Consider the following 22,813-nt stretch of genomic DNA (forward strand, 5'->3'; position numbering starts at 1 on the left):
TCCAACGGGCCTCCTCGCCGAGAACGAGGCACACCTGCTCGTACTTTCGCTCCATGACCACTTTCGATCCTGATGAGCCTGGGCATCTCCGCCGTGAGGCCGCGCCGCTCGAGTTCGAGCAACTGACTAGCGATCAGCGGGATGCCGGAGTCAAGGCGGCCAGGCTCATTGCGGAGATGTCCGAGAGCAGGTTGCCAGAGCCGGAGAGCAGCAGCCGGCATTCCTATCTGCCGGAGATCGACCCCATCCGGGACAACCACGTGGTCCTGATCGATGGGCGGCGTGGCTCGGGCAAGTCCCTGTTGCTTCTCACGTTGTTGAAGTCCTATCGGGATGCGGCCACGGAATCGAAGGTGGTGGCGGATTTCAAGGGTCATATCCACTCGGGGCATTCCATCATCCCGGTGGGGTTGATCGACCTCCAACCGCTTCCAGAAGACACGAACCTGCTCTTCTACATCCTGGGGCACCTCGAGCGCGTGGTGGAGGCCATCGAGGGCAATCAGGGTGAGCCGCGCCAGAGGGTCCCCGAAGCCTGGGAGGAGGTGGATACGCAAGAGCTGCCGTCGCGCCGGCGCTGGCGTGAGCTCGCCCGTGCGGCGGCCTTTGGCTGGGGAGGCAATCTCAAGGAGCGGAAGGCCCGGCTGGATCCCGAGTCCTATGCGGTGGAGATGGAGCACGGGGAACTGCAGCGGCTCGATGCCATACACCGCTTCCGGCTGTTCATGGAAGCGCTGGTCTCCGACTACCAGCAATGGCGGCGCTGGGAGCGCAACCGCCTGCCGTTCTTCCTGCTGACCATTGATGATGCGGACATGAATCCGGATCGCTCTGGAGAGTTGCTGGAGCTCATCCGCAAGCTCTGGCATCGGCGGTTGGGATTCCTCCTCACGGGGGATAGCAGCCTGTTCATCGCCAAGCTGCGGGCCGAGTTCGAGACGAAGATGAGCAAGGGGGACCTGCTCCGGGCACGGCAACTGGCCACCGACGTCTACACGAAAATCATCCCCGTGCGGCAGCGTTGTGCACTCTCGCCGATCGAGCCGGACGAGGTGTTACTGTTGCCACAACGCACTCCCATCCGGACGACACTCCAGCAATTTCCGGTGCTCAGGGGAGAGGGGTCCTTGACCGCGCAGGGGGTTCAGAATCTGGCGGCGTTCTTCGACGAGAGCTTGCAGATACGCGCGGCCCTTCCGGACCGGCTCCGCAGCCTCCTGTCGATACAGGAAGAGTTGAAGTCCATCCTTCACCTGCGGGATGTCACCACCATGTCCGCGCGGGCCGTGTTCAGGATCTGGAAGAAGGCGCTGGACGCCGTACGGCTTTCCGGTTTCGAGGTCGAGCCCTGGCAGGAGTTGGTACGTTTCGAGGCTGAGAACAAGCTGTTGGTTGTCAAGTCGACACTCCTGAGGGCAACCTGCGAGAGCGCTTTCTGGGTGGCAACACCCCTCAAGCCTCAATGGGAGTACGCCGTCAGCGAGCCCGGTAGGTTGCGGATCTTCGGGCCAGGGCGGGGCAGCGAGAACGCAGTTGAGCTGCCGCCACGCGTGGTGGGCGCTTTCCTGCTGGCACACGAGTTCGGGCATACTGATGCACACGGTTCGTACCAGGGCTCGATTGTTCCAGAGGATGCGCGGGACTCCTTCGTGGAGGTCAGATGGATTCGAGCTGGTCATCAGCGTGCGGTGGTGTTCAGTTGGGTCATGCCGGCGTGGAGTTCCTTGATCGAATTCGAACGCTTCGTGAAGGGATGGAAGCGCCTGCTCAAGGCCGTTCCGGTTGATAGTCCCTCGAGTCTGGATCGGCTGGGGTGGGGCTTCCTTCAACTGGTGGTTCAGGTCGCGACGGGCTCCGCGCTTGAGGAGGGAGACTCCAAACAAGAACCAGACTGGACTCAGTGGGGACAGAACGTAGTCGAGCTATCGAAGAGCCAGTCCTCTGAGCGTGCGGCCGCCATGAAGGACTGGGTTTTGGTGCATTCCGCCCAACTCGCCACTCCCGAAGCGGGGACCTCAACTGCATTCGCGAGGAAACTCCTCGGGGCACTTGCAAGCGCGTACGGCCGGGACTGGAAGCAGGTCTCGGAAATACAACTCCGGGCGCGTGCCCAGCGTGCGGCGCAGGCGGTGCAAAGGGGCCTTGCGCGGAGTACGGATCGCACTTCGTTCCTGGCTGAAACGCCGGAAAACCTCCTAAGAGAAATCGACAGCCAATTCCCCGGTCATCCATTCATCCGCCGTGTTGGCCATCGCTCCCGCCTACGTTCGGGTGACAAAGACGAGGCGATCAGAAGCCTGGTCGACGCTTCCCTGGCGAGCATCCGTGTTCCCTTTGCCGAAGAGTGGCTGCGAACTAGTGAAACGTCGCTGATTCTCTACGTCAATACGTTGAGGAGACGGCTGCTGGCGCTCAATGCGTCGAACGTCTTGAGGCAGGTCGGCAATGTCGTGTACGGGTACAGAGACATCGGTCGCGGTGCGGCTTACGCTGTGGTGGCTCTCTGGGAGGAGTGTGTTGTTGCACGCAACCGGAAGAACCTGAAACCGAAGGTCGAGTTGTCCGGCGATCGGGTGCGCATCAGGGATGCCCCGTTGCGCCAGAAACTGCACGACAGAATCCGAGCACAGTGGGCTCAGGTGCCAAAGGGCTCCTGGCTGTTGCGAGCCGAGCCTGACCTTCGCTTCCATCTCAGCAAGCGAGGGCCAGAGAAGTCCTTGGATCCATCGGTACCGCTGGGGCTGGAGCCTGTGCTGCGGCTGGCCTTCGACTACGCGACGGATCAGGATGACCTCGAAAAGGGACCGCCCCCTCCGAATGAGTGGTGGCCTCATCTCCAGGTCACAATCTCCGAGGTGGGGACCTTCGCACCGTGGCCAGCGATACCATGGCCCTCGCTCTGGGAATGGGAGGAGCTTCAAGAGATCTGGAAGGAGGTATTGAAGAAAGGCAGGTTGCTGACCCGTCCGGGTGCCTCCGAAACCTTCATCCTCGATGCGCTCGCTTCCTGGCTCGTCAATGCTTTTCTTACATGCAAGACACGCGGCCGCCTGGGGTCCCATCTCCGTGTATCCCAGACCAAGGAGGACTGGGTAAAAGCCGCACTACAATGGCGGGATAACCTCAAGGGGGAGAAGGAGCATGCCAATGGAAGGCGGGCCCGCGCCATGCAGGTGGGGCTAGAAAGTTTGAGCTTGTTGGCTACTCCTGAGTCGGGTTTGAGCACCGACGCCGCCGAGGGAATATTGATAGCCCTTGGTCCTGGTTCCCGACCCGAGGTCCCTGACATCTCCCTGATGAATCAGTTGCGGCTTCAGCGGATGCTGGACGCGGGGATTCCCGAATCAAAGGCTCGGGCAGCGCTGGAGTCGCTGGATCGTGGCTTGAAGGGGCATCCCTGGGTGACTCGGGTGGGCGCGTTCCAGCTCCCAAAAGAGGGCGGTGGCCGACGTCCAAAGCCCTCTGACGGGAAATGACGCACAGGACAAAACACAGTGCCGGGTGACGATCGATACCAACGCCTCGTGGCGGAAGCGGAAGCCTGGCCTGTGGCCTCACGGGTCGCCTACGAGCTGCGCATCTTGCACCTCGGCCATTCCGCTGTCGGTGTGCTCGATACCAGCACCGCACGGCTCGCGGATGCACTCGAACTCCATCTCCGGACCCGGGCGGAAGGCCGGTCCCTGGAGACCCTTCGCGGGCTTCGTGAGCATTCCTGGTTCGGAGAGGGGCATGGAGCGGCGCGGGCGGGAGAGACCGTGCCGCTCGCGGTCTACCTCCGCTCCCTGGCCGGACGCTACCTCTCCTGTGACGGGCAGCGGCTGGCCCTTCGAAGCGAATCCATCGGGGGGCGTTCGGATCTGCCTGAGCGTGTGGCGCACTGGCGTTGGCAGTCGCTCCGGTTGCCGCCGGATCTGCTCATCGCAGCGCTCCATTCGACCCGTACGGACGATCCGCCAGGGAGTAGCGTGGGCCTGGGCACACCGCACCTGCGGGAAGTGCTGAACGCCCCCGTGGCGGAGACGCATCTCCACGTGGGAGCTGCCTTCACCTTCACCCAGCTCTGGACGTTCTGGATGGGCTGGTTCAAGAAGGACGTACCTCCGGTTGCTCGCATGCGGGGTGACGAGCACTACCCCTTCGGCTCGGCTCGCGGCTTCATCACCATGCTCTTCTCCGCGGCGACCGTCCGGTTGCTGCTCGCGGCCTTCTTGCGGCAAAGGGACGGGGAGCGCGGCCTCCCGGACTTCTCCTGGTTCTGCGGTGAGGGGCTGCAGCAGCTCTCTCAGCGTGCTCCCTGGCCATTGGGAGCTGAAGACTGCTACCGGGAATGCCGTCGTGCCATCCGCAGGGTCGTCACAGGAGCGGTGGAGCAACCCCTGGCCGTGTCCCAGCGGCTGTATGGGGCGCTCGCTGGCAGCCCGCTCGGGCAACCGAGGAGCCGGGAGGACATCCACCGGGGGGATCCGCTGTCCCGATGGTTCGCCGCCCTGCCGGGGGAGGCGGTTCCCGAGATCCGCTTCACCAGCCGTGGGCTGTCATACCTGCTGGGCGAGGGGCGCGCGGATGCCGCGTTCGCCACCGTCTTCTGGCAGTACCAGCGCGTCCGGTGCGAAGCCAATGCCTTCCTCGTCGAGGAGCCTGGGACCGCGGGGCTCGATTGGTTCCAGAAGCACTATCGACGGTTGTCCGCGCTGAGGGGGCCGCTCGACCTGCATCTCCATGAGAGCGCGCTCGAACTCGACAGCGAGGATCTGAACCTCGGTGCGCTGGAGGTCCGCACCTCGCCCTCCGAGCAATGGTACGCCATCCGAGACGAGGTCCGGCGGCTCGCGAGCAGCGGGCACTCCCGCCGGCCGCCGTGCCCCGCTCGCAGGGAGGTGGTGCGGCCGCCACAGCGGGGGCTGATCCTCCACTTCATCAAGGAACGGGAGAACCCGAAGGGACGGGGCAACCGGCCGCGGCTTCATGCGGACCCCGCTGGCAGCAGCACCGGCTTTCGCTTCGGCGCCTGGTATCTGGAGCGGCGGCGTCAGGCGGATGCCATCGTGTTCGCGTTGGAGAAGCATCCCGAACTGTTGCTCATCCTCCGCGGATTGGATGTGGCCAGCGCGGAGTTGGCGACTCCGACCTGGGTGACCCTTCCTCTTATCCAACGCCTTCGGGGTGCTTCCAGGAAAACGGCGGCGCTTCTCCGCCGCCAGCGGCCTCACTGGAACGTTCCTCCGCTGCGTGTCACCTACCATGCCGGGGAGGAGTTCCGCCGGTTGGGGGAGGGCTTCCGCCGTGTCCACGAACTCTTCGACTTCGGGGTCATGCGCGCGGGTGACCGCATCGGTCATGGCCTGGTGCTCGGTGTCCATGCGGCATCCTGGGCGGACCAGGCTCGCCGGGTGGTGCAGCCCGCGGAGGAACGGCTGGACGATTTGCTCTGGGAACTGGACCTATATGGCTCGGGAGTGCTTCCAGCCAACGGGGCACGTGTCGAGCGTACGCGCACCGAGGCCCTGGCACTGGGTCAGGAGCTCCATGCCTCGAAGGACATCACCCTCGAAACACTCATCCGGGCACGCCGCCTCCGGCACCAGCCCGAGGTCCTCGCACGTCTCGGCTTCCCCTACCGTCGCACGGAGCCGGTGGGTGTACGTGATGGCTCCCTGCTGCTCGTCTGGCAGCATCTCACCGACGTCGGTGTCTTTCAGCGAGGGCAGCGTCCCGTGGAGGTTCGGGTAGACGAGCGGGAGGTGGCTTTCCTGGAGGATGTCCGGCGCTGGCTTCGCAGCCTGCTGCGCGACCAGGAGATCACCATCGAGACCAACCCCTCGAGCAACCTGCTGATCTCGAACATGGTGGGCCTGGAGGACCACCCCGCGCTCTCGTTGGGTCAGGCGCCTCCGATGGTAGCGCCGGAACGGGAGTCGGTGCCTCTGCTGCTGTCGATCAATACGGATGACCCCATCACCTTCGCCACCTCGCTGGCGGATGAGTTCGCCTACATCTACTTCGCCATGCTTCGCAGTGGGCTGACCGCCAGCGAGGCTCTGCGCGCCATCGACATCCTGCGGGAGAACGGCTGGCGCTCGCGCTTCACGTTGCCGGCGAGCGCGGATCCGGTTTCCCTCCGGGTGTTCGAGCCCCTCATTCCCGGCGCAGGGACTTCATGAGCCTGCTCAGCTCTCCCGTGGTCCAACCCGCCCAATACGAGGCGCGTTGAGCGATCCGCAGTCCCAGGAATGCCGTGGCCTGGGTACGCGCCATTCCATCACCGCGGTAGGCGCGCCAGCACTTCACCAACTCCCGGGAGAGGCTCCACGGAGTGGGCACCCGGGGACGCAACTCATCTATCCATGACAAGGCGGCACCCCTTTCCATAACGGAAGAATGTCCGGGCGAACTCGAGCAGCCCCTCACGGTAGTTGTGCCGGACGACCGCCTGGTCCATGAAGCCGAAGCGGTAGCCACGTTCACTCAGTGCGAACGAGAGGCCTGGATCCTCGCCACCTGCGGTCCTGACGCACTCGTTGAATCCGCCCACCTCCTCGAGCGCGCTGCGCCTGTAGATGCAGTTGGCGGTGACGAGGTACGAGCGCGAGGGCGGTGGCTCCAGGATGCGGTGATAGGTCATGTAGCGGGAGATCAGTCCGTCTGTTGCTGGCTCCACCCGGCCACCGATTCCCGCGATGTCCGCTTCCGCATTCGTCAGGGACTGGACCAGGAGCGGGAGCCAGTCGGGAGCAGGTTCGCAGTCATCATCGGTGAAGGCGATCAGCCTGCCTTGAGCGGCCCGCCATCCCTGGTTACGCGCGCAGGCAGGACCCTGGGACTGGGACTGGCGCACGTATTTCAAGTCGAGCTTGAGCTCCTCCCGCAGCCTCATGGCCGCCCGTGGCGTGTCGTCGGTCGAGCCGTCATCCACGAGCACGGCCTCGAACGCGGTCATGCGTTGCCTGGCCAGCGCGGCCATACAGCGTTCGAGCAGGGCCCTGCGATTGTGCGTGGGGACGACCACCGAGACGGGGGGCTGCATGGGCACCAATGTATGCATTGCCGAGTGGGCCGATGGTCAGCAGGGTGCTCCGGAGCACATGCCCTCCGGTCCCCTCATTCTGTTCGCCACAGGGCACGAAGGGACCCGCTGGCAGTGACAGGTGGGGGCAATGCCAGGGGAGGCGGTTGCCGCTGCTCCAGAAGCTCATCGCTCGCGCCGTGGCCTGCCGGTGCCCGGCTTCAGCGCACGAAGACCTGCCAGTCGATGTGCCCCGACGGGTTGGTGTAGATGCCGGCGCTGCCGAACTGGGTGAGCGGCATGGGCACCAGCCCCACGATGCCCAGGATGAACGGGTCCGCGACCGCCCGATACAGCACCTTCATGGGCCCTACGTTGAAGTAACGCCCCAGCGACCAGTCGGTGTCGTGCCCGATGGCGATGCGCGCCAGTGCTCCTGGCCACCGCCCCTGGGGCAACACGTCCGGTCCATTGCCCGCCGTTCCCCCGAAGGGATCGAACTTGATCCACCAGCTCGCGGGGACCCGGCCGCCGGTGCGTGCCTCGGCCCCCTTGGCCCACGCCTGATGCTCCACCGAGTTGTAGTAGCCCTGCTTCGTGGCCCACTCCACCAGTGAAGCGAAGCCGTTCTCGCGCGTCTTCGCCCCGTACGCCCGCTCGTCGTCCGCGGCCTTCTCTTCCATCGCCGTGTCCATCGCCGCCGACAACGCGTGGCCCGTGACGCCCAGATCCAACGGCTTCACCCTGATTTCGATGGGGCCATGCCGCACCGTCACCATGCCCGGTGCCGCCGGCCGAGTCGCCGCCGCAGCGCTGATGCCGTATTGGGCGATGCTGTTGAAGCGGAGCTCCGCCTCCTTCGGAAGCCGCGAGAACTCCTTGCGCACTGAGGGCGGAAGCTGTTGCACCGCGTGCGTCAGCTCGGAGATCTTGTTCTTGATCGCCTGGGCCGGGTGGAGCAGGGGCTGCGTCATGAGCCCATCTTCTCTCTTCCTGGCTTTGATTTCACCCCTGGCCTCGAAGCGGCTCAACCTGTGGCGCGGCCCTGGAGGGGCCAGGGCTTCAGGCCGGCGAGCTGCTCGGCCTGCTCGACGGCGGGCCGCAGGTGCGCGTGCTCGCGGCGCAGGAAGTCGCGCACCGCCTTGTCCAGCGTCGGGTCGAAGAGCAGGTGCGCGCTGTGCACCGCCGTCGGCTCGAAGCCGCGGGAAATCTTGTGCTCGCCGCCCGCGCCGGGCTCGAACACCTTGCGCCCCGTCTGGATGCACTCATCCACCGAGTGGTACAGGCACACGTGGAAGTGCAGGAACGGGTGCTCCTCGTGGCACCCCCAATAGCGTCCATAGAGGCGCTCGGGGGTGGCGAGGTTGAAGGCCCCGGCGATGACCTTCCCCTTGTGCTCGGCCTGCACCAACTCCACCGTCTCCGGCAGCGAGCGGAAGGCGCGCACGAAGAAGTCCTGGTTGAGCTGCACCTGGCCCCAGGGCCCCCGGCTCGCGCACGTGGCCTCGTAGAAGCCATAGGCGCGCCGGGCGTGCTCGAGGCCCAGCTCCTGGCCGCGCACGGTGCGGATGACGATGCCCTGGTTGGCGGCGGCGCCTCGCTCGCGCTTGATCTGCGAGCGGCGCTTGGAGTCGAAGCGGGCCAGGTAGTCGTCGTAGCCGCGGTAGCCCGGGTTCTTCCAGTGGAACTGCAGGGTGATGCGGCGGGCCAGCCCCTGCTCCTCCAGCAGGTCCGCCTCGTCCTCGCGCGGGTAGAGGAAGTGGACCGAGGAGCAGCCCCCCTCGCGAGCGCTCTCGATGGCGGCCTGGATGAGCGCGAGGCGCAGCGGGGCGGCGTCCTCCCCGGCGGCGATGAGGAAGCGTGGGCTGGTGGCGGGCGAGAGCGGGGCCCCGACGACGAGCTTGGGGTAGTACTCGATGCCGAGCCGCTCGGCGGCACTGGCCCAGGAGAAGTCGTAGATGTACTCGCCCATGCTGTGGTGCTTGCGGTAGGCGGGCGAGGCGGCGACCAAGTGCTTCCCTCGCCAGAGCGTCAGGTGCTGGGGCTCCCAGCCCGTCTCCAGCCGGGCGCTGCCACTCTCCTCCATGGCGGACAGCCACGCATGGCGGATGAAGGGCGGCGCCTCGGGTCCAGCGAGGGCGTCCCAGGCGGAGGCGGGGACATCGGTGATGGACTCGAGGATTCGGAGGCGGAGGTCGGCGGCCACGAGGACTCCTTCTAACGCGGGTATGGAACGCTCGCCGTGCCACCTTCCGCCCCTTCCCACTGGGAGGGGGTGGAGGACCCGTCGCGCGAATCCCGGCTCCTTCCCTGGAGGGCAGGGAAGCGGCCTGTACCGCTGAACCCGCTCGCGCTACGGCCCGCACCAGGCGGCTCCGAGGCAAGCGTTCAAAACCCTACATTACCCGCTTTTTCTGGACATGTAGGGATTGGACGCAGGCCTGGAAGGTCGGGAGAAAGCCGACCGGCGGAATCCATTCGAAGAAGCCCCCCTTGCCGAGGAGCAACACATGAGGACGACGAAGTTCGGTGCGGTTGCCTTGATGTTGGTGTGTGCCACGCCCGCGTTCGCGGAGGCCCCCGCGAAGGAGAAGGAGGTGTGGATCTCCATCGGTACGGACGCGCTGGAGACGGCGCGGGGCTCGTTCCGGGCGCAGGGCGAGGACCTGGCCGAGGCGCGCGAGAAGGACGGGGTGGCGGTGCTGCGCGTGCGCGAGTCGCAGCTGGAGAAGCTGTCCAAGGTGATGCACGACAAGCTCAACCGGTGCGCGGGCTTCATCGCCCATGACACCGAGGAGCAGGCGTTGGCGGCGGTGGAGAAGAGCGCCTCCGTGCAGTCCCTGGCGTCGCTGGTGAGCTACACCCTCGACAACGGCACGGCGGTCAACTCGCTGATGTCGGCGGTGGCGGAGACGAACATCCGCGGCACCATCAGCACGCTGTCGACGAGCTGGACGACGCGCCGCTACAACCTGCAGTCGGGCATCGACGCGGCCAACTGGCTCAAGAGCCGGTGGACGACGCTGGCCAGCGGGCGCTCGGACATCTCGGTGTCGCTCTTCACGCACCCGACCACCACCTCGCCGCAGCCCTCCGTCATCCTCACCATCCAGGGCACCACGCTGCCCAACGAGGTGGTGGTGCTCGGCGCGCACCTGGACTCCATCAACGGCAGCGGCTCGTCCTACGCGGCGCCCGGCGCGGACGATGACGCCTCGGGCGTGGCCGCGCTCACCGAGGTCATCCGCGTGGCGGTGGCCAAGGGCTACCGGCCGGCGCGCACGGTGAAGATCATGGCCTACGCCGCCGAGGAGATCGGCCTGCGGGGCTCGGGGGCGATCGCCGCCAACTACAAGAGCACCGGCGTCAACGTGGTGGGCGTGCTGCAGCTGGACATGATCAACTACCGGGGCTCCAGCTACGACATCGTCATGGTGTCCGACTACACCAACGCCTCGCAGAACACCTTCATCCGCAACATCATCACCAAGTACCTGCCGGGCGTGACCGCGACGAGCACGACGTGCGGCTATGGCTGCTCGGACCACGCCTCCTGGCACAACCAGGGCTACGCGGCCTCCATCCCCTTCGAGGCGCTGATGGGCCAGGACAACCCGTACATCCACACCACGAGCGACACCCTGGCGCAGACGGCCGGCACGGCGACCAACTCGGTGAAGTTCACCAAGCTCGCCGCCGCCTACATGGCCGAGCTGGCCAAGGGCTCGACCTCCATCGCCCTGCAGGCCGAAGACGCCGAGGCCAGCCGCTGAAGTAGGTCCTGCCAAGGGGGAGGCTCCGGCCGCGCAGGGGAGCAACTGGTCCGACTGTCGGACCAGTTGGTACGCCGCGCGTCCGGGAGGTGCCCCTGGATACCGCCCCGGTGCCGTGGCTCAGCGGGCCGCGGCCCGGGGTGTGTCGTTCAGCCGTCCTGTCTCTCCTGGCCGAGCGCGCGGCGGATGGCGGGCGTGAGATCCGCTGCTCTCATCGCATCCAGCGCGAGATCCCAGCGGCCCTCGGCGCAGAGGCCGCTCATACCCCCATCCTCGTAGGCCTGCCGTGCCGCGGAGGCCAATGCTTCACGCACCGCCTCGGCGACCGCGCGGCCAGCCTCGTCGCAGCGGTTGCACTCGAGCTCGACACCCAAACGGCTGCGCCGGCCCTCTTCGGTGAGGATCCACGGGCGCTCCATCCACGGCGGGTCATGGCGCATGTGCTGCCGGTGGCCACACCCGAGGTCGGCGACCCAGTGGTTCTCTTCGTCGAGGTGGAAGCCTGTGATGGGCTGCTTCATGGAGTGGGGTTGCCGGCCTTGATCCACTGGGCGAGCGCGAGGGCTTCCGCGGTGGAGAGGCGGCCGGTGTAGCTGGGCATCAGCGTCCCGGGTTTGACCTTCTGGGGATCGAGGATCCACATGGCGACGACCTCCGCCGGTTTGCCGCGGGAGTTGGCGAGTACGGCGGCGTAGGCCCTGCCCGGTCCATGGCAGGCCGTGCAGCCCAGGCTGAAGAAGAGCTGCTCCGGCGACCGGGCGTCACCGGCGGGAGGCTCGCTGGCCTGCTGCGCCGAGGCCGTAGGCGCCGGAGCGGCCGAGGGCGTGCCCGTGGGGGCCGGAGTGGCCGCGGGAGCCTGCTGCGCGGAAGGCGCGGGCGTGGGAGCGTCCTTGGAGGGGGAGCGCTCGGAGCAGGCGGAGAGGGCCAGGGCCATCGACAGTGACGCGGTGCGTGCCAGCAGGACGGAGGGGTGCTTGCGGTTCGAGGTCGTTCCCATACGGCCGTCTCTCTAGCGTCCCGCTGCCGGGAGCGCCATGTCCGGGTGGTCCGTCTCCGGGAGATTGTCGGGCTCCAGTCCCTTCCCGGTGCGTGATAGGGAGGGCCGCGCATCGGGAGGAGCAACCGGCATGGAGCGCGCGGACATCGTCGCGTTGGACAAGCGGTACGTGTGGCACCCGTACACCGCGATGGACGAGTACATCGCGAAGACGGACCCGCTGGTGGTGGTGCGCGCCGAGGGGCCGTACCTCTACGACGCGGACGGCACGCGCTATCTGGACGCCAATGGCTCGTGGTGGGTGTCCACGCTGGGACACCGGCACCCGAGGCTGGTGCGCGCGCTCACCGAGCAGGCCGGCACCTTCCCGCACACCTCGCTCGCGGGCGTGACGCACGAGCCGGCGGCGCGGCTGGCGCAGGAGCTGGTGGCGCTGGCCCCGGGTGCCGGACGCACGGACATGCCGGCCGGGGAGCGGCTCTCGCGCGTCTTCTATTCGGACAACGGGAGCACGGCGGTGGAGGTCGCCATCAAGATGGCGGCGCAGCACTGGGCGCAGAACGGCCGGCCCCGGCGCACGCGCTTCATCACGCTCTCGGGGGCCTTCCACGGCGAGACGATCGGCTCGACGAGCGTGGGCGGGGTGGAGCTGTTCCGCGACATCTTCGGGCCGCTGCTCTTCGACGTGGTGCACGTGCCGTCCCCCGCGGAGCCGGAGGGCTGGGAGCGCGCCTTCGCCCGGGTGGAGGCCACGTTGCGCGCGCACCCGGACGAGATCGCGGCCGTCATCGTCGAGCCCATCATCCAGGGCGCGGCGGGCATGCAGGTGTACGCGCCCGAGTTCGTCCGGGCGGTGCGCGAGGCCACGCGGGCGGTGGACACCTTCCTCATCGCCGACGAGGTCTTCACCGGGCTGGGCCGCACGGGTGCGCGCTTCGCGTGTGACCTGGCGGGGGTGGTGCCGGACCTGCTCTGCCTGGCGAAGGCGCTGTCCGGAGGGTTGATGCCCTTCGCGGCGACGCTGGCCACGGAGCGGGTGTTCTCGGGCTTTGGCGGGGGGGGCGAGCGGGCGCTGTATTACGGGCACTCGTACTGCGGCAACCCGCTGGGCGCGGCGGTGGCGCGCGAGGTGCTCGCGGTGTACCGGGACGAGGACGTGCTGGGGCAGGTGGTGCGCAAGGCGCCGAAGGTGAAGGCCGCCTTCGAGCGGATGGCGGCGACGATTCCCGGGGTGAAGCAGCCGCGGGCCATCGGCATGGTGGGCGCGGTGGACCTGGGCGGCGGTGGCTACCTGGCGCGTGGAGGCTGGCGCGTGTACGAGGCGGCCCGGCGCCGCGGGCTGTACCTGCGGCCCCTGGGCGACACGGTGTACGTGGCTCCCGCCCTCAACATCCCGGATGCCGCCCTGGACGAGCTGCTCGCCGGGGTGGAGGCCAGCCTCCGCGAGGTGGCGGCCGGTCAGTCCTGAGCCCTTCCCAACGGGTCCGATGGTCGGGCCCGTCCGAGACCTTCGACTCCCCGGAGACCGCATGCCCCGCTTCCCCCTGCTCCTGCTGCTCACCGCGCCGCTCCTCGGTTGTGCGGCGGGCCCGTCCCTCCAGCGGACCGAGGCTCCGTCCGCCGCCACCTCCACCACCGGCATCGCGTCACGCGCCGAGCTCGACGCGGTCACCATCCCGGCGCTGCCCGACTGGGTGGACAAGTACGCGGGCCCGAACGAGGAGGAGCGCCGCTTCTTCAACATCAGCCGCCTGATGGAGCGCTTCCAGCTCGCCCGGGCCCAGGCCGTCGAGCTGCAGAACCACTACCGCGACCTCATCCGCTCCACGCCCGCCCCCGCTCCGGTGGACGCCTTCAACACCGCCCTCGAGCGCGTGCGCCGGGGCGAGTTCGAGAGCCGGCTCCAGCCCGAGAAGCTCGTCCAGGCCCGCTTCATCGTCGTCTTCGATCTCGATGAGACGCTCCTCAGCCAGTACTACCCCGCCAAGGTGGGCGAGGCCTGTCACGACGTCGCCGTCCCGAAGAAGGAGGGCGGCGTCCGCTACGTGAAGCTCGTTCCCGGCTGGCAGCAGGCCTTCGCGCGCATCCAGGAACTCGGTGGAGCCGTCGTCCTCTTCTCCGCCAACGTGGACACGCTCACGCTCGAGAACGTCGCGCAGTGGAAGCTCGACGGGGTTCCGCTCACCGAGCACCCGGGGATCGCCGGACTGCTGACCAACAGCCACCTCGTCCTGCAGGAGAAGTCCGAGGGCGTGAGCGACCCCCGCAAGGGCAACCCCGTGCGCGAGCCGTCCAAGGACCTGCGCGTCTTCGACGAGAGCCTGCGCCGCGTCATCATCGTGGACGACAACCCCACGCGCCTCTTCCAGCTGCGCAACGCCCGCATCTTCAAGAAGTTCGAGGCCGAGGCCTTCTGCACCACCACCGACCCGGCGCTGCGCCGCGCCTTCGAGCAGGCCCTGCCCACCGTCGTGCGGGAGATCGAGGACTCGGTCCGGGACATGGACGCGCGGGGCGTCACGTTCGCCGAGGCCTATCTGCCCTACACCTCGCTCGGGCAGGTCACCGTGCAGTTCCTCATCGACAGTGGCGGCTTGGACCGGGCGAAGGCCATCGAGTACGTCCGCCGCAATCCGCAGGCCGTCGACCCCCGGTACTGAAATGGAGTTCGCCCGGAGGCGTAGTTCATTGCAGACTGGCGCCTCATTCCAGCGCAACCGAGGACGGCATGTTCAATCTGTGTGGGTGGATCATCTTGGGGTTCTTCGCGGGGTTGATCGCCCGCATGGTCATGCCCGGCCGGCAGCCGATGGGCTTCATCGCGACGACGCTGCTGGGCATCGCCGGCTCGTTCATGGGCGGCTTCCTCGCCTCGTTGCTCCTGGGCGGCAGCTGGCGCGTGCTGCAGCCTACCCAGCTGGTGGGCTCCACCATCGGAGCCATCGTGCTGCTCTGGTTGGGGCGGCAGTTCTCCGGACGTTAGGTCCCCTGGCCGGCCGGGGTGGGGGCGGGCATGCGCGCCGCCCACAAGCCGTCGAAGGCGTAGAGCACCACCCCCGTCCAGAGGCAGGCGAAGGTGACGGCGTGGCGCGAGGTGAAGGACTCGCCGTAGACGAGCACCGCCAGGGCCAGCTGCAGCGTGGGCGAGGTGTACTGGATGATGCCCAGCGTCGAGTAGCGCAGCCGCCGCGCGGCCTGGGAGAACCACAGCAGGGGCAGCGCGGTGGCCACGCCGCTGAAGAGCAGCAGCAGGGTGTCACGCGGGGTGGACCCCAGCACCGGCTGCTCCCAGCCGCCCAGCAGCAGCACGCCGAGCGCCACGGGCGCCGCCAGCCCCGTCTCCACCACCAACCCCGTAAGGGACTCCACCGGCGCTAGCTTGCGCACCAGCCCATACAGGCTGAAGGAGCCCGCCAGCGCCAGTGACACCCAGGGCACCTGCCCCAAGCCCACCGCCAGGTTGAGCACCCCCAGCGCGGCCAACCCCACCGCGCCCAGCTGCAGCCAGCGCAGCCGCTCGCCCAGGAAGAGCCGGGCCAGCACCACGTTGGCCAGGGGGTTGATGTAGTAGCCCAGGCTCCCCTCCACGATCCGCCCGCTGTTGACGGCCCAGATGTAGAGGCCCCAGTTGAAGGAGATGAGGGTGGTGGAGAGCAGCAGCGCCGCCAGGACCCGCCCGTTGCGCAGCACGGCCAGCGTCTCCGGCCAGCGCCGCCGCAGCGTCAGCAGCCCCGCCACGAAGACGAACGACCACACCACGCGGTGGGCCACCAGCGCCACCGGCGGCACGTGGCCGAGCTGCTTCCAGTAGAGGGGGAAGCCTCCCCAGGCCACATAGGCCGCGAAGGCGTAGGCAAAGCCCGGCGTGCGCACGGCCGCCGGAGAGTCGCTGGACATGGTGCTCGCTTCTTTCTGCCCCTGGCGCCGCCCTCCATATCCCATCCCACGTGTGGGACTCGCCCTCTCACCACTTGGGAGGGCTGGGTCACAAAGAGGTGGGCACACAACCCGCCATGGTGTAGGCTTACGGCGCTATGCGCTGGGTATAAGCCGGTCTGATGGGTGAGGTGATGGCCCCCTCATGACCCTGCGGGCCCGGGGCTGGCGTTCCGCGTCATTTTTCCCTATTTGCGCCCGTGAGTGAATTTCGGGCGGAACTGGCGTGTTCCACCCGTGCAGCCCGCCCGCGGGGGAACCCCTCCAAGGCAAGCCGCGGAGCGATGGGCTGCCAGACTGCGCGCGTCCTCGGATGCGTAACCCCTCCAAGGTCAAACCCCGAGGACGCGCGCAGCCAGCAGTTTCCCACCTATGCGGTCAGATGCAAGCGCGAGGTGATGGAAACGCAACCCTTGGCGGCCACTTCTCGCTGAGTGCGTCCCGTCCCCTCCGAGGGAGGGGTACCTTCGAGGCTTTCCCAAGACCCGAGACAGGACCTGTGCGGGTATGCGAGGAGGCTCATGGGTACGGTGACGATGGCGCTGGTGGCGTGGCTGATGGCGGGGACACCCGAGACGGGTGTGCCTCCAGCCGAGTCTCCTGGCACGTTCGTGGCGAAGACGCTCACCGTCGGAGGAGAGACGTACGTGTACTCGGTGTACCTGCCACCGGGGTACAGCCGGGGGCAGTCGTGGCCGGTCATCCTCGCGCTGCATGGAGCGGGCTCGCGGGGAACGGATGGGCAGCGGCCGAGGACGCAGAGCCTGGCGGAGGCGGCGCGCCTGCACCCGGAGCGCTACCCGGCCGTGCTGGTGCTGCCGCAGTGTCCGCCTGACAAGGACTGGAGCGGGACGGTGGCGGACTTCGCGCTCGAGGCGCTGGAGCGCACCGTCTCCGAGTACGGCGGAGACCGCAAGCGGGTGTACCTCGCCGGGCAGTCGATGGGCGCGCGGGGCGTGGTGCAGCTGGCCGCGCGCTACCCGGAGCGCTTCGCGGCGGTGTTGGCCGTGTCCGGGCGCTACCCGGACCGCGCGATGGTGGACAAGCTCAAGGGCCTGCCGCTGTGGATGTGGCACGGGGACGCGGACGCCGTGGTGCCCGTGTCCGAGAGCCGTGCCCTGGTGGAGTCGCTGAAGTCCGCGGGGCACAACGCCGTGCGCTACACCGAGCTGTCCGGCCTGGGCCATGATATCTTCGACACCGTGTACCTGGACCAGGCGGTGAGCACCTGGCTGCTGGCGCAGAAGCGCGGGAAGTAGGGCGCGCACGCGGGCCCGTCTTCCGGCTATGACTGCGCGTCATGAGCTCTGACGCCACCCGACTCCTGGACCTGCTGTGGGAGCGCTACGCCGCGGAGGTGCCCTACGCGCGCACCTTCGCCCGGCTCTCCGGCGGCAGCTTCCGCAATGACCACATCGCGCTGCGCTCCCTGGCCCGGCCCGGCGGGGGCATCGCCCTCTTCGCCCGCGTCTTCGAGCGCTTCGGCTGGAAGCCCGCGGGCCAGTACACCTTCCCTGATACCCACCTCTCCGCCATCTACATGTCCCATCCGGAGGGGCTGCCCCGCGTCTTCATCTCCGAGCTCCTCGCCGACAGGCTCTCGCCCGAGGCCCAGCGCCTGCTCGCCGCGCTCCCGGCGGATCCTCCCGCCCCTGACTCCATCGAGGCGCTCGCTGGCTGGTTCTCCGCTCCGCCCCCGCCCGAGGAGTCCGCCCTGCTCACCCTGGAGAAGGAGTCCCAGTACGGCGCGTGGCTGCTCGCCTTCGGCCGCAAGGTGAACCACTTCACCGGCGCCGTGGATGACGTGGAGGTGTGGCAGCGGCGCATGCGCGAGGCCGGTGTGCCCATGAAGGCAGACATCGAGGGCGAGCCGGGTACCGCCCTGCGCCAGACGGCCACCAGCGCCGCCCCCGTCACCATTGCGCTCGCCGACGGGCGCACGCGCAGCTGGCCCTATGCCTACTTCGAGATCGCCCAGCGCTCGCCCGGCTTCGATGGCTTCCTCGGCCCCCAGGCCCGCGCCCTCTTCGACATGACGAAGCGCTCCTAGAACTTCTCCGCCGCGGGACGCAGATCCATCTCCAGCGTCCACGCCGGCGGCTCCTGGCGGTGCAGCTGCCAGTACGTCTCCGCGATGGCGTCCGGCGACAGCCTCGTCGCCGATCCCGCCCCCGTGCCGATCATCCCGTCGATGACCACGTGCGCCACGTGGATGCCGCGCGGCCCCAGCTCGCGCGCCAGCGACTGCGCCAGGGCCCGCAGGCCGAACTTGCCCACCGCGAACGCCGCGAACCGCGCCGCGCCCCGCAGCGAGGCCGTGGCCCCCGTGAACAGCAGCGTCCCCCGCCCCCGCTCCAGCATCGCCGGCACCACCTCCTGCGCCGTGAGGAAGCCGCCCAGGCAGCCAATCCTCCACCCGGCCTCGAACTGCTCCGGCGTCAGCTCCAGCACGCCCGCCACCGTGTACGCCCCCGCGTTGTAGATGCACACCTCCGGCGCGCCCAGCTCCGCGCGCAGCCGGGCGAAGGCGGACTTCAGCGACGCCGCGTCCGTCGCGTCCGCGGGGTAGCTGCCCGCGCGTCCTCCCCCCTTCTCCAACTCCTGCCGCACCGGGCGCAGGCTCGACTCGCTCCGGGCCAGCAGGCCCACGGCGTAGCCCTCCCGCGCGAAGCGGCGCGCCAGCGACGCGCCCAGTCCCGGTCCCACTCCCACCACCGCGGCGACCTTCGGTGTGTCCATGCCGCATGCGTAATGCCGCTCGCCGCCCCCTCCCAAGGCTCCCGCTTCGCCTCGTCAGACAGTGGCCGTCCGGCCGGGCCCTGCTTGCATCCGGCGGGTACGTGAGCAGATCCACAACCTTGAGCCCCGCGCTTCCTGCCCTCGCGCCAGGGGGGCCGGCAGGTGGTCCGAAAGGAGGCTTCTCTGCTTGTCCCCGACCATCCACAGCGCTCCCGGTGAGCCGGAGGAACCGCGGGACCCGGCCCGCCGGGACGATGCGCCCTGGACGCGCAGTGCACTCGCGCTGCGACTGTTGGAGCAGGCGGAGGTCTGTGCGCTCGCAGGCCTGGATGTGACGGGCCGCATCAACCTCTGGACCCCGGGGGCGGAGCGGCTCACCGGCCATGCGAGGGCCGACCTCCTCGGAGAGCCGCTCTCCGCGCTCTACCTGCCCGAGGAGCGGGAGTTGCTGGCGAGGGACCTGCGCCAGGCCGAGCAGGAGGGACGCTGCGAGCTGGAGGGCTGGCGCGTGCGGCGCGATGGGACCCGCTTCCGCGCCTCGCAGGTGCTCACCGCGTTGCACGACGCGGACGGCGCCCTGGCCGGGTTCGCCTGTGCGCTCGGCGCCGCGGAGCCATGCGGAGAGCTTGAGCTGCTGCGCCACCTGGGCGAGCTCATCCTCTCGTCCGTGGACGAGGGCGTGTACGGCGTGGATACCGAAGGCCGCACCACGTTCGTCAACCCGGCCGCCGCGCGCATGTTGGGGTGGAAGCCCGAGGAGCTCATCGGCAAGCCCCAGCACTCGGTCATGCACTACAAGCGCCTGGACGGGACGCCCCTGTCCGAGTCCGAGTGCGAGACCTACGCCCCCCTCCGGGACGGCCGGACGCACCACGTGACGCACGAGGTGTTCTGGCGGCGCGACGGCAGCTCCTTCCCGGTTGAGTACCGCAGCAGCCCCGTCCGGGACGGGGAGCGCATCATCGGGGCGGTCATCACCTTCACCGACATCACCGAGCGGGTGCGCGCCCGCGAGCGCGAGCACCAGCTCGAGCGCGAGCAGGCCGCGCGGCTCCAGGCGGAGGCGGTGGAGCGGCGCGTGCACGGCATGCTGGAGAGCATCTCCGATGCCTTCGTCGCCTTGGACCGGGCCTGGCGCTTCACCTACGTCAACCGCCGCGCCGAGGAGCTGTCGCACCGCCCGCGCGAGCAGATGCTCGGGCGCACCCCCCTGGAGGTGTTCCCGGGTTTCACCGGCTCACGCTCGGAGCAGGGCTTCCGCAAGGCCTTCACCGAGCAACGGGCCGTCCACTTCGAGGAGCACGACCCTCCGCGTGACACCTGGGTGGAGATGCACGCCTACCCGTCCGAGGACGGGCTCGCCGTCTACTTCCGCGACATCACCGAGCGCAAGCGCACCGAGGAGCGGCTGCGGCTCTTCGAGTCCATCGTGGTGAATGCCTACGACGGCGTGGTCATCCTGGAGCCCGAGCGCCAGAACGGGCACAGCACCCGGCGCATCATCTACACCAACGAGGCCTTCTCGCGGATGACGGGCTACAGCCCGGAGGAGCTGAGGGACTCGGAGTCGCTGCTGCTGATGGGCAAGGACACGGACGCGGCGACGCTCGAGCGCATGCGCGAGGCCCTGCGCCGCCAGGAGCCCATCCGCGCGGAGCTGCTCACCTACCGCAAGGACGGCTCCTCCTTCTGGACGGAGAGCACCCTGGTGCCCGTGAAGGACGAGGAGGGCGTGCTGAGGCACTGGGTGGCCGTGACGCGCGAGGTGACGGAGCGCAAGCGGACGGAGGAGTCGGCGCTGCGGCTGGCCCGCGAGGAGGCGGCCCGCACCGAGGCCGAGGCGGCCCACGCCCGCATCGAGGCCATCCTGGAGAGCATCACCGATGCCTTCTTCGCCCTGGACCGGGAGCAGCGCTTCATCTTCGTCAACCGCCGCGCCGCCGAGGTGCTGCAACGCCCGCGGGAGCAGCTGCTGGGCCAGCCCCTGGACGCGATGCTGCCGGAGGACGCGCGGGCCGGGCTGGCCCAGGGCGTGCGCCGGGGGCTGGAGGGCGGGGGCGCCTCGGAGTGCGAGCTGTACCTCACCCCGCTCGAGGCGTGGTTCGAGTGCCACGTCAGCCCCTCCGGCGAGGGCGTCTCCGTCTACTTGCGCGAGGTGACGGCCCGCAAGCGCGCGGAGGAGGCGCGCCGCAAGCTCAGCTCCATCATCGAGGCCACACCGGACTTCGTGGGCAGTACGGATCCGCAGGGGCGCGGCCTCTACCTCAACCGCGCGGGCCGGCGCATGGTGGGACTGGCGGAGGAGCAGGACGCCAGTGCCTGGAGCATCGCCTCGGCCCACCCGGCCTGGGCCGCGCGGCGCCTGCTGGCCGAGGGCGTGCCCACCGCGCTGCACGAGGGCGTGTGGATGGGGGAGTCGGCGCTGCGCTCCCCGGACGGGCACGAGTTTCCCGTCTCCCAGGTGCTGCTCGCCCACTACGAGGCGGATGGGAAGCTGGAGATGCTCTCCACCATCATCCGCGACATCTCGGACCGCCAGCGCGCCGAGGAGTCGCAGCAGTTCCTCTCCGAGAGCGGCCGGGTGTTGGTGGCCGCGCTGGAGTACGAGGCCACCCTGCGCAGCCTGGCCCGGCTGGTGGTGCCGCGCTTGGCCGACTACTGCGTGGTGTGCATGCTGGAGGGCGGCGAGGTGCACCGCCCGGCCATGGCCCACCGCGACCCCTCCCAGGAGCCGCTGCTGCTCGCGCTCGGGCACATGCGCCCGGTGACGCATACGCTGGTGGGCGTGCAGAGCGTGCTGCGCACCGGCGAGCCGGAGCTCGTCCCCGAGGTGACGGACGCCTGGCTGCGGGCCTCCGCCGAGGACGAGGAGCACTTCACCACGCACCGCGCCCTGGCACCGCGCTCGCTGCTGATCGTCCCGCTGGTGGCGCGCGGGCGGACGCTGGGCGCCGTCACCTTCGCCTTCACCGCGGCGTCGGGCCGGCGCTATGGCCCGGCGGACCTCTCGCTCGCCGAGGGCCTGGCCTCCCGGGCCGCCCTCACCCTGGACAACGCGCGGCTCTACAAGGAGTCGCAGCAGGCCACGCACGCGCGCGACGAGGTGCTCGCCGTCGTCTCGCACGATTTGCGCAACCCCCTCAACGTCATCTCCCTGGGGGCGAGCTACCTGCTCAAGCGCCTGCCCCAGGGCGAGGAGGCGGCGTCGTGGCGCAAGCAGGCGGAGCTGATGCGGCGCTCGGCGGACCAGGCCGTCCATCTCATCCAGGATCTGCTGGAGGTGGCGAAGATCGAATCCGGGCGGCTGGCGGTGGAGTGCCAGCCGCAGGACGTGGGCCGGCTGGTGGACGACATCATCGAGCTGCACCGGCCGCTGGCGGAGGCGAAGCAGTTGCGGCTGGAGCGGGAGCTGGAGGCGGGACTGCCGCGGGTGCTGGCGGACCGGAGCCGGGTGCTGCAGGTGTTCTCCAACCTGATCGGCAACGCGTTGCGCTACACGCCCGAGGGCGGCCGCATCACCGTGCGGGCCCGGCGCGAGGGCCGGTTCGTGCGCTTCTTCGTGAGCGACACCGGCAAGGGGATTGCCCCGGAGCACATGCCGCACCTCTTCGAGCGCTACTGGCAACCGAAGGGGACACGGGAGGGAGCGGGGCTGGGGCTGCCCATCGCCAAGGGCATCATCGAGGCCCACGGCGGCTACATCCTGGTGGAGAGCGAGCCGGGCAAGGGCAGCACCTTCTCCTTCACCTTGCCGGTGAGCGAGGCGCCAGCAGCGCGGTGAGGACGTGGTCGCGCCAGCGGCCGTCGATGAGGACGAGCTCGCGCGCGAGGCCCTCGACGCAGAAGCCCACGCGGCGCAGCACGGCGGCGCTGCGGTGGTTGTCCGGCAGGTGGTTGGCCTGGACGCGGTGCAGGCCGAGCAGCCCGAAGGCGTAGTCGCACACGGCGCGCACGGCCTCGCTCATGAGGCCCTGGCCCTGGACGCGGTGGTCGAGCCCGAAGCCCAGCTCGCCCGACTGGAGGGGCCCGCGACGGATGTCGGTGAGGGACACGCTGCCGAGCACCGGCGCGGAGGTGAGCGGGGCCTCGCGGGACAGCAGGAAGAGGCGCAGGGCGAGGCCGCGGCGCCAGTCCTCGGCGTCCTGGGCCAGGCGCGAGCGCCACCAGGTGACGGTGAAGAAGTTGTCGGGGCGCGCGGGCGAGACGGGGCCGAGGTGGCCGCGGTTGGCCTCGTGGTAGGCGAGCACGCGCGCGGCGCCATCCGGAGGCAGCAGGGCGAGGTGGAGGCGCGGGGTGGTGAGGAGGACGGGCGGATTGTCCGAGGGCATGACGGGCAGCGGGGAGGCTAGCGCGTCCAGGGGC

At 69.0% G+C, this 22,813-nt stretch carries 18 protein-coding genes; 9 read left to right on the forward strand and 9 right to left on the reverse strand.

What is annotated here, in order from left to right; all coding sequences use genetic code 11:
• Positions 1 to 53 precede the first annotated feature (53 nt).
• Entirely contained in the window at positions 54 to 3,476 is a 3,423-nt protein-coding gene (locus NR798_RS02940) for a hypothetical protein (RefSeq protein WP_375769860.1), read from the forward strand.
• Positions 3,477 to 3,554: 78 nt separating this feature from the next.
• Here the strand turns inward: NR798_RS02940 and NR798_RS02945 are convergent, their stop codons facing one another.
• Positions 3,555 to 3,713, reverse strand: a complete 159-nt coding sequence (locus NR798_RS02945; protein WP_375769861.1) for a hypothetical protein — start codon at positions 3,711 to 3,713, stop codon at positions 3,555 to 3,557.
• Between the two features lie 45 nt (positions 3,714 to 3,758).
• On the opposite strand from NR798_RS02945, the gene NR798_RS02950 reads away from it, so the two are divergent.
• Positions 3,759 to 6,164, forward strand: a complete 2,406-nt coding sequence (locus NR798_RS02950; RefSeq protein ID WP_375769862.1) for a hypothetical protein — start codon at positions 3,759 to 3,761, stop codon at positions 6,162 to 6,164.
• A gap of 173 nt (positions 6,165 to 6,337) precedes the next feature.
• Here NR798_RS02950 and NR798_RS02955 read toward each other — a convergent pair whose 3' ends face one another.
• The 3 genes from NR798_RS02955 to NR798_RS02965 form a co-directional block, all read right to left on the reverse strand.
• Entirely contained in the window at positions 6,338 to 7,045 is a 708-nt protein-coding gene (locus NR798_RS02955; RefSeq protein ID WP_375769863.1) for a glycosyltransferase, read from the reverse strand.
• Positions 7,046 to 7,227: 182 nt separating this feature from the next.
• Positions 7,228 to 7,980 carry a hypothetical protein gene (locus NR798_RS02960; RefSeq protein WP_375769864.1) on the reverse strand — a complete coding sequence of 251 codons (753 nt, stop codon included), beginning with the start codon at positions 7,978 to 7,980 and terminating at the stop codon, positions 7,228 to 7,230.
• Between the two features lie 53 nt (positions 7,981 to 8,033).
• Positions 8,034 to 9,212 carry a GNAT family N-acetyltransferase gene (locus NR798_RS02965; protein ID WP_375769865.1) on the reverse strand — a complete coding sequence of 393 codons (1,179 nt, stop codon included), beginning with the start codon at positions 9,210 to 9,212 and terminating at the stop codon, positions 8,034 to 8,036.
• A 304-nt stretch (positions 9,213 to 9,516) separates the two neighbouring features.
• Between NR798_RS02965 and NR798_RS02970 the strand changes: the two genes are divergently transcribed.
• Positions 9,517 to 10,779, forward strand: a complete 1,263-nt coding sequence (locus tag NR798_RS02970) for a M20/M25/M40 family metallo-hydrolase (protein ID WP_375769866.1) — start codon at positions 9,517 to 9,519, stop codon at positions 10,777 to 10,779.
• Between the two features lie 149 nt (positions 10,780 to 10,928).
• Here the strand turns inward: NR798_RS02970 and NR798_RS02975 are convergent, their stop codons facing one another.
• Positions 10,929 to 11,300, reverse strand: coding sequence for a DUF3565 domain-containing protein (locus NR798_RS02975; protein WP_375769867.1), 372 nt, complete (start codon positions 11,298 to 11,300; stop codon positions 10,929 to 10,931).
• Positions 11,297 to 11,776, reverse strand: a complete 480-nt coding sequence (locus tag NR798_RS02980; RefSeq protein ID WP_375769868.1) for a c-type cytochrome — start codon at positions 11,774 to 11,776, stop codon at positions 11,297 to 11,299. The genes NR798_RS02975 and NR798_RS02980 overlap by 4 nt, the downstream gene beginning before the upstream one ends.
• Before the next feature lie 130 nt (positions 11,777 to 11,906).
• Here NR798_RS02980 and bioA point away from each other — a divergent pair, with 130 nt between their 5' ends.
• The 3 genes from bioA (at position 11,907) to NR798_RS02995 (ending at position 14,759) form a co-directional block, all read left to right on the forward strand.
• Positions 11,907 to 13,244: an adenosylmethionine--8-amino-7-oxononanoate transaminase gene (gene bioA / locus NR798_RS02985; RefSeq protein ID WP_375769869.1), complete on the forward strand. Its 1,338-nt coding sequence runs from the start codon at positions 11,907 to 11,909 to the stop codon at positions 13,242 to 13,244.
• 61 nt (positions 13,245 to 13,305) lie between these two features.
• Positions 13,306 to 14,436 carry an NIF family HAD-type phosphatase gene (locus tag NR798_RS02990; protein WP_375769870.1) on the forward strand — a complete coding sequence of 377 codons (1,131 nt, stop codon included), beginning with the start codon at positions 13,306 to 13,308 and terminating at the stop codon, positions 14,434 to 14,436.
• A gap of 68 nt (positions 14,437 to 14,504) precedes the next feature.
• Positions 14,505 to 14,759, forward strand: a complete 255-nt coding sequence (locus NR798_RS02995; protein WP_375769871.1) for a GlsB/YeaQ/YmgE family stress response membrane protein — start codon at positions 14,505 to 14,507, stop codon at positions 14,757 to 14,759.
• Here the strand turns inward: NR798_RS02995 and rarD are convergent.
• A complete protein-coding gene (rarD, locus tag NR798_RS03000; protein ID WP_375769872.1) occupies positions 14,756 to 15,673 on the reverse strand; it encodes an EamA family transporter RarD in 918 nt (305 codons plus the stop codon). The genes NR798_RS02995 and rarD overlap by 4 nt on opposite strands.
• Positions 15,674 to 16,233: 560 nt before the next feature.
• On the opposite strand from rarD, the gene NR798_RS03005 reads away from it, so the two are divergent.
• Both NR798_RS03005 and NR798_RS03010 read left to right on the forward strand, forming a co-directional pair.
• Positions 16,234 to 16,971, forward strand: coding sequence for an alpha/beta hydrolase-fold protein (locus NR798_RS03005; protein ID WP_375769873.1), 738 nt, complete (start codon positions 16,234 to 16,236; stop codon positions 16,969 to 16,971).
• A 41-nt stretch (positions 16,972 to 17,012) separates the two neighbouring features.
• Positions 17,013 to 17,762 carry a DUF1338 domain-containing protein gene (locus NR798_RS03010; RefSeq protein ID WP_375769874.1) on the forward strand — a complete coding sequence of 250 codons (750 nt, stop codon included), beginning with the start codon at positions 17,013 to 17,015 and terminating at the stop codon, positions 17,760 to 17,762.
• Here the strand turns inward: NR798_RS03010 and NR798_RS03015 are convergent.
• Positions 17,759 to 18,451, reverse strand: coding sequence for an SDR family NAD(P)-dependent oxidoreductase (locus NR798_RS03015; protein WP_375769875.1), 693 nt, complete (start codon positions 18,449 to 18,451; stop codon positions 17,759 to 17,761). The genes NR798_RS03010 and NR798_RS03015 overlap by 4 nt on opposite strands.
• Before the next feature lie 187 nt (positions 18,452 to 18,638).
• On the opposite strand from NR798_RS03015, the gene NR798_RS03020 reads away from it, so the two are divergent.
• Entirely contained in the window at positions 18,639 to 22,232 is a 3,594-nt protein-coding gene (locus NR798_RS03020) for a PAS domain S-box protein (RefSeq protein WP_375769876.1), read from the forward strand.
• Here the strand turns inward: NR798_RS03020 and NR798_RS03025 are convergent.
• A complete protein-coding gene (locus NR798_RS03025; protein ID WP_375769877.1) occupies positions 22,195 to 22,779 on the reverse strand; it encodes a GNAT family N-acetyltransferase in 585 nt (194 codons plus the stop codon). The two genes, NR798_RS03020 and NR798_RS03025, sit on opposite strands and share 38 nt — an antisense overlap.
• Between the last annotated feature and the right edge of the window lie 34 nt (positions 22,780 to 22,813).

It is taken from the genome of Archangium gephyra (genome assembly GCF_042230915.1).
GTDB classification, from domain to species: Bacteria; Myxococcota; Myxococcia; order Myxococcales; family Myxococcaceae; genus Archangium; species Archangium gephyra_B.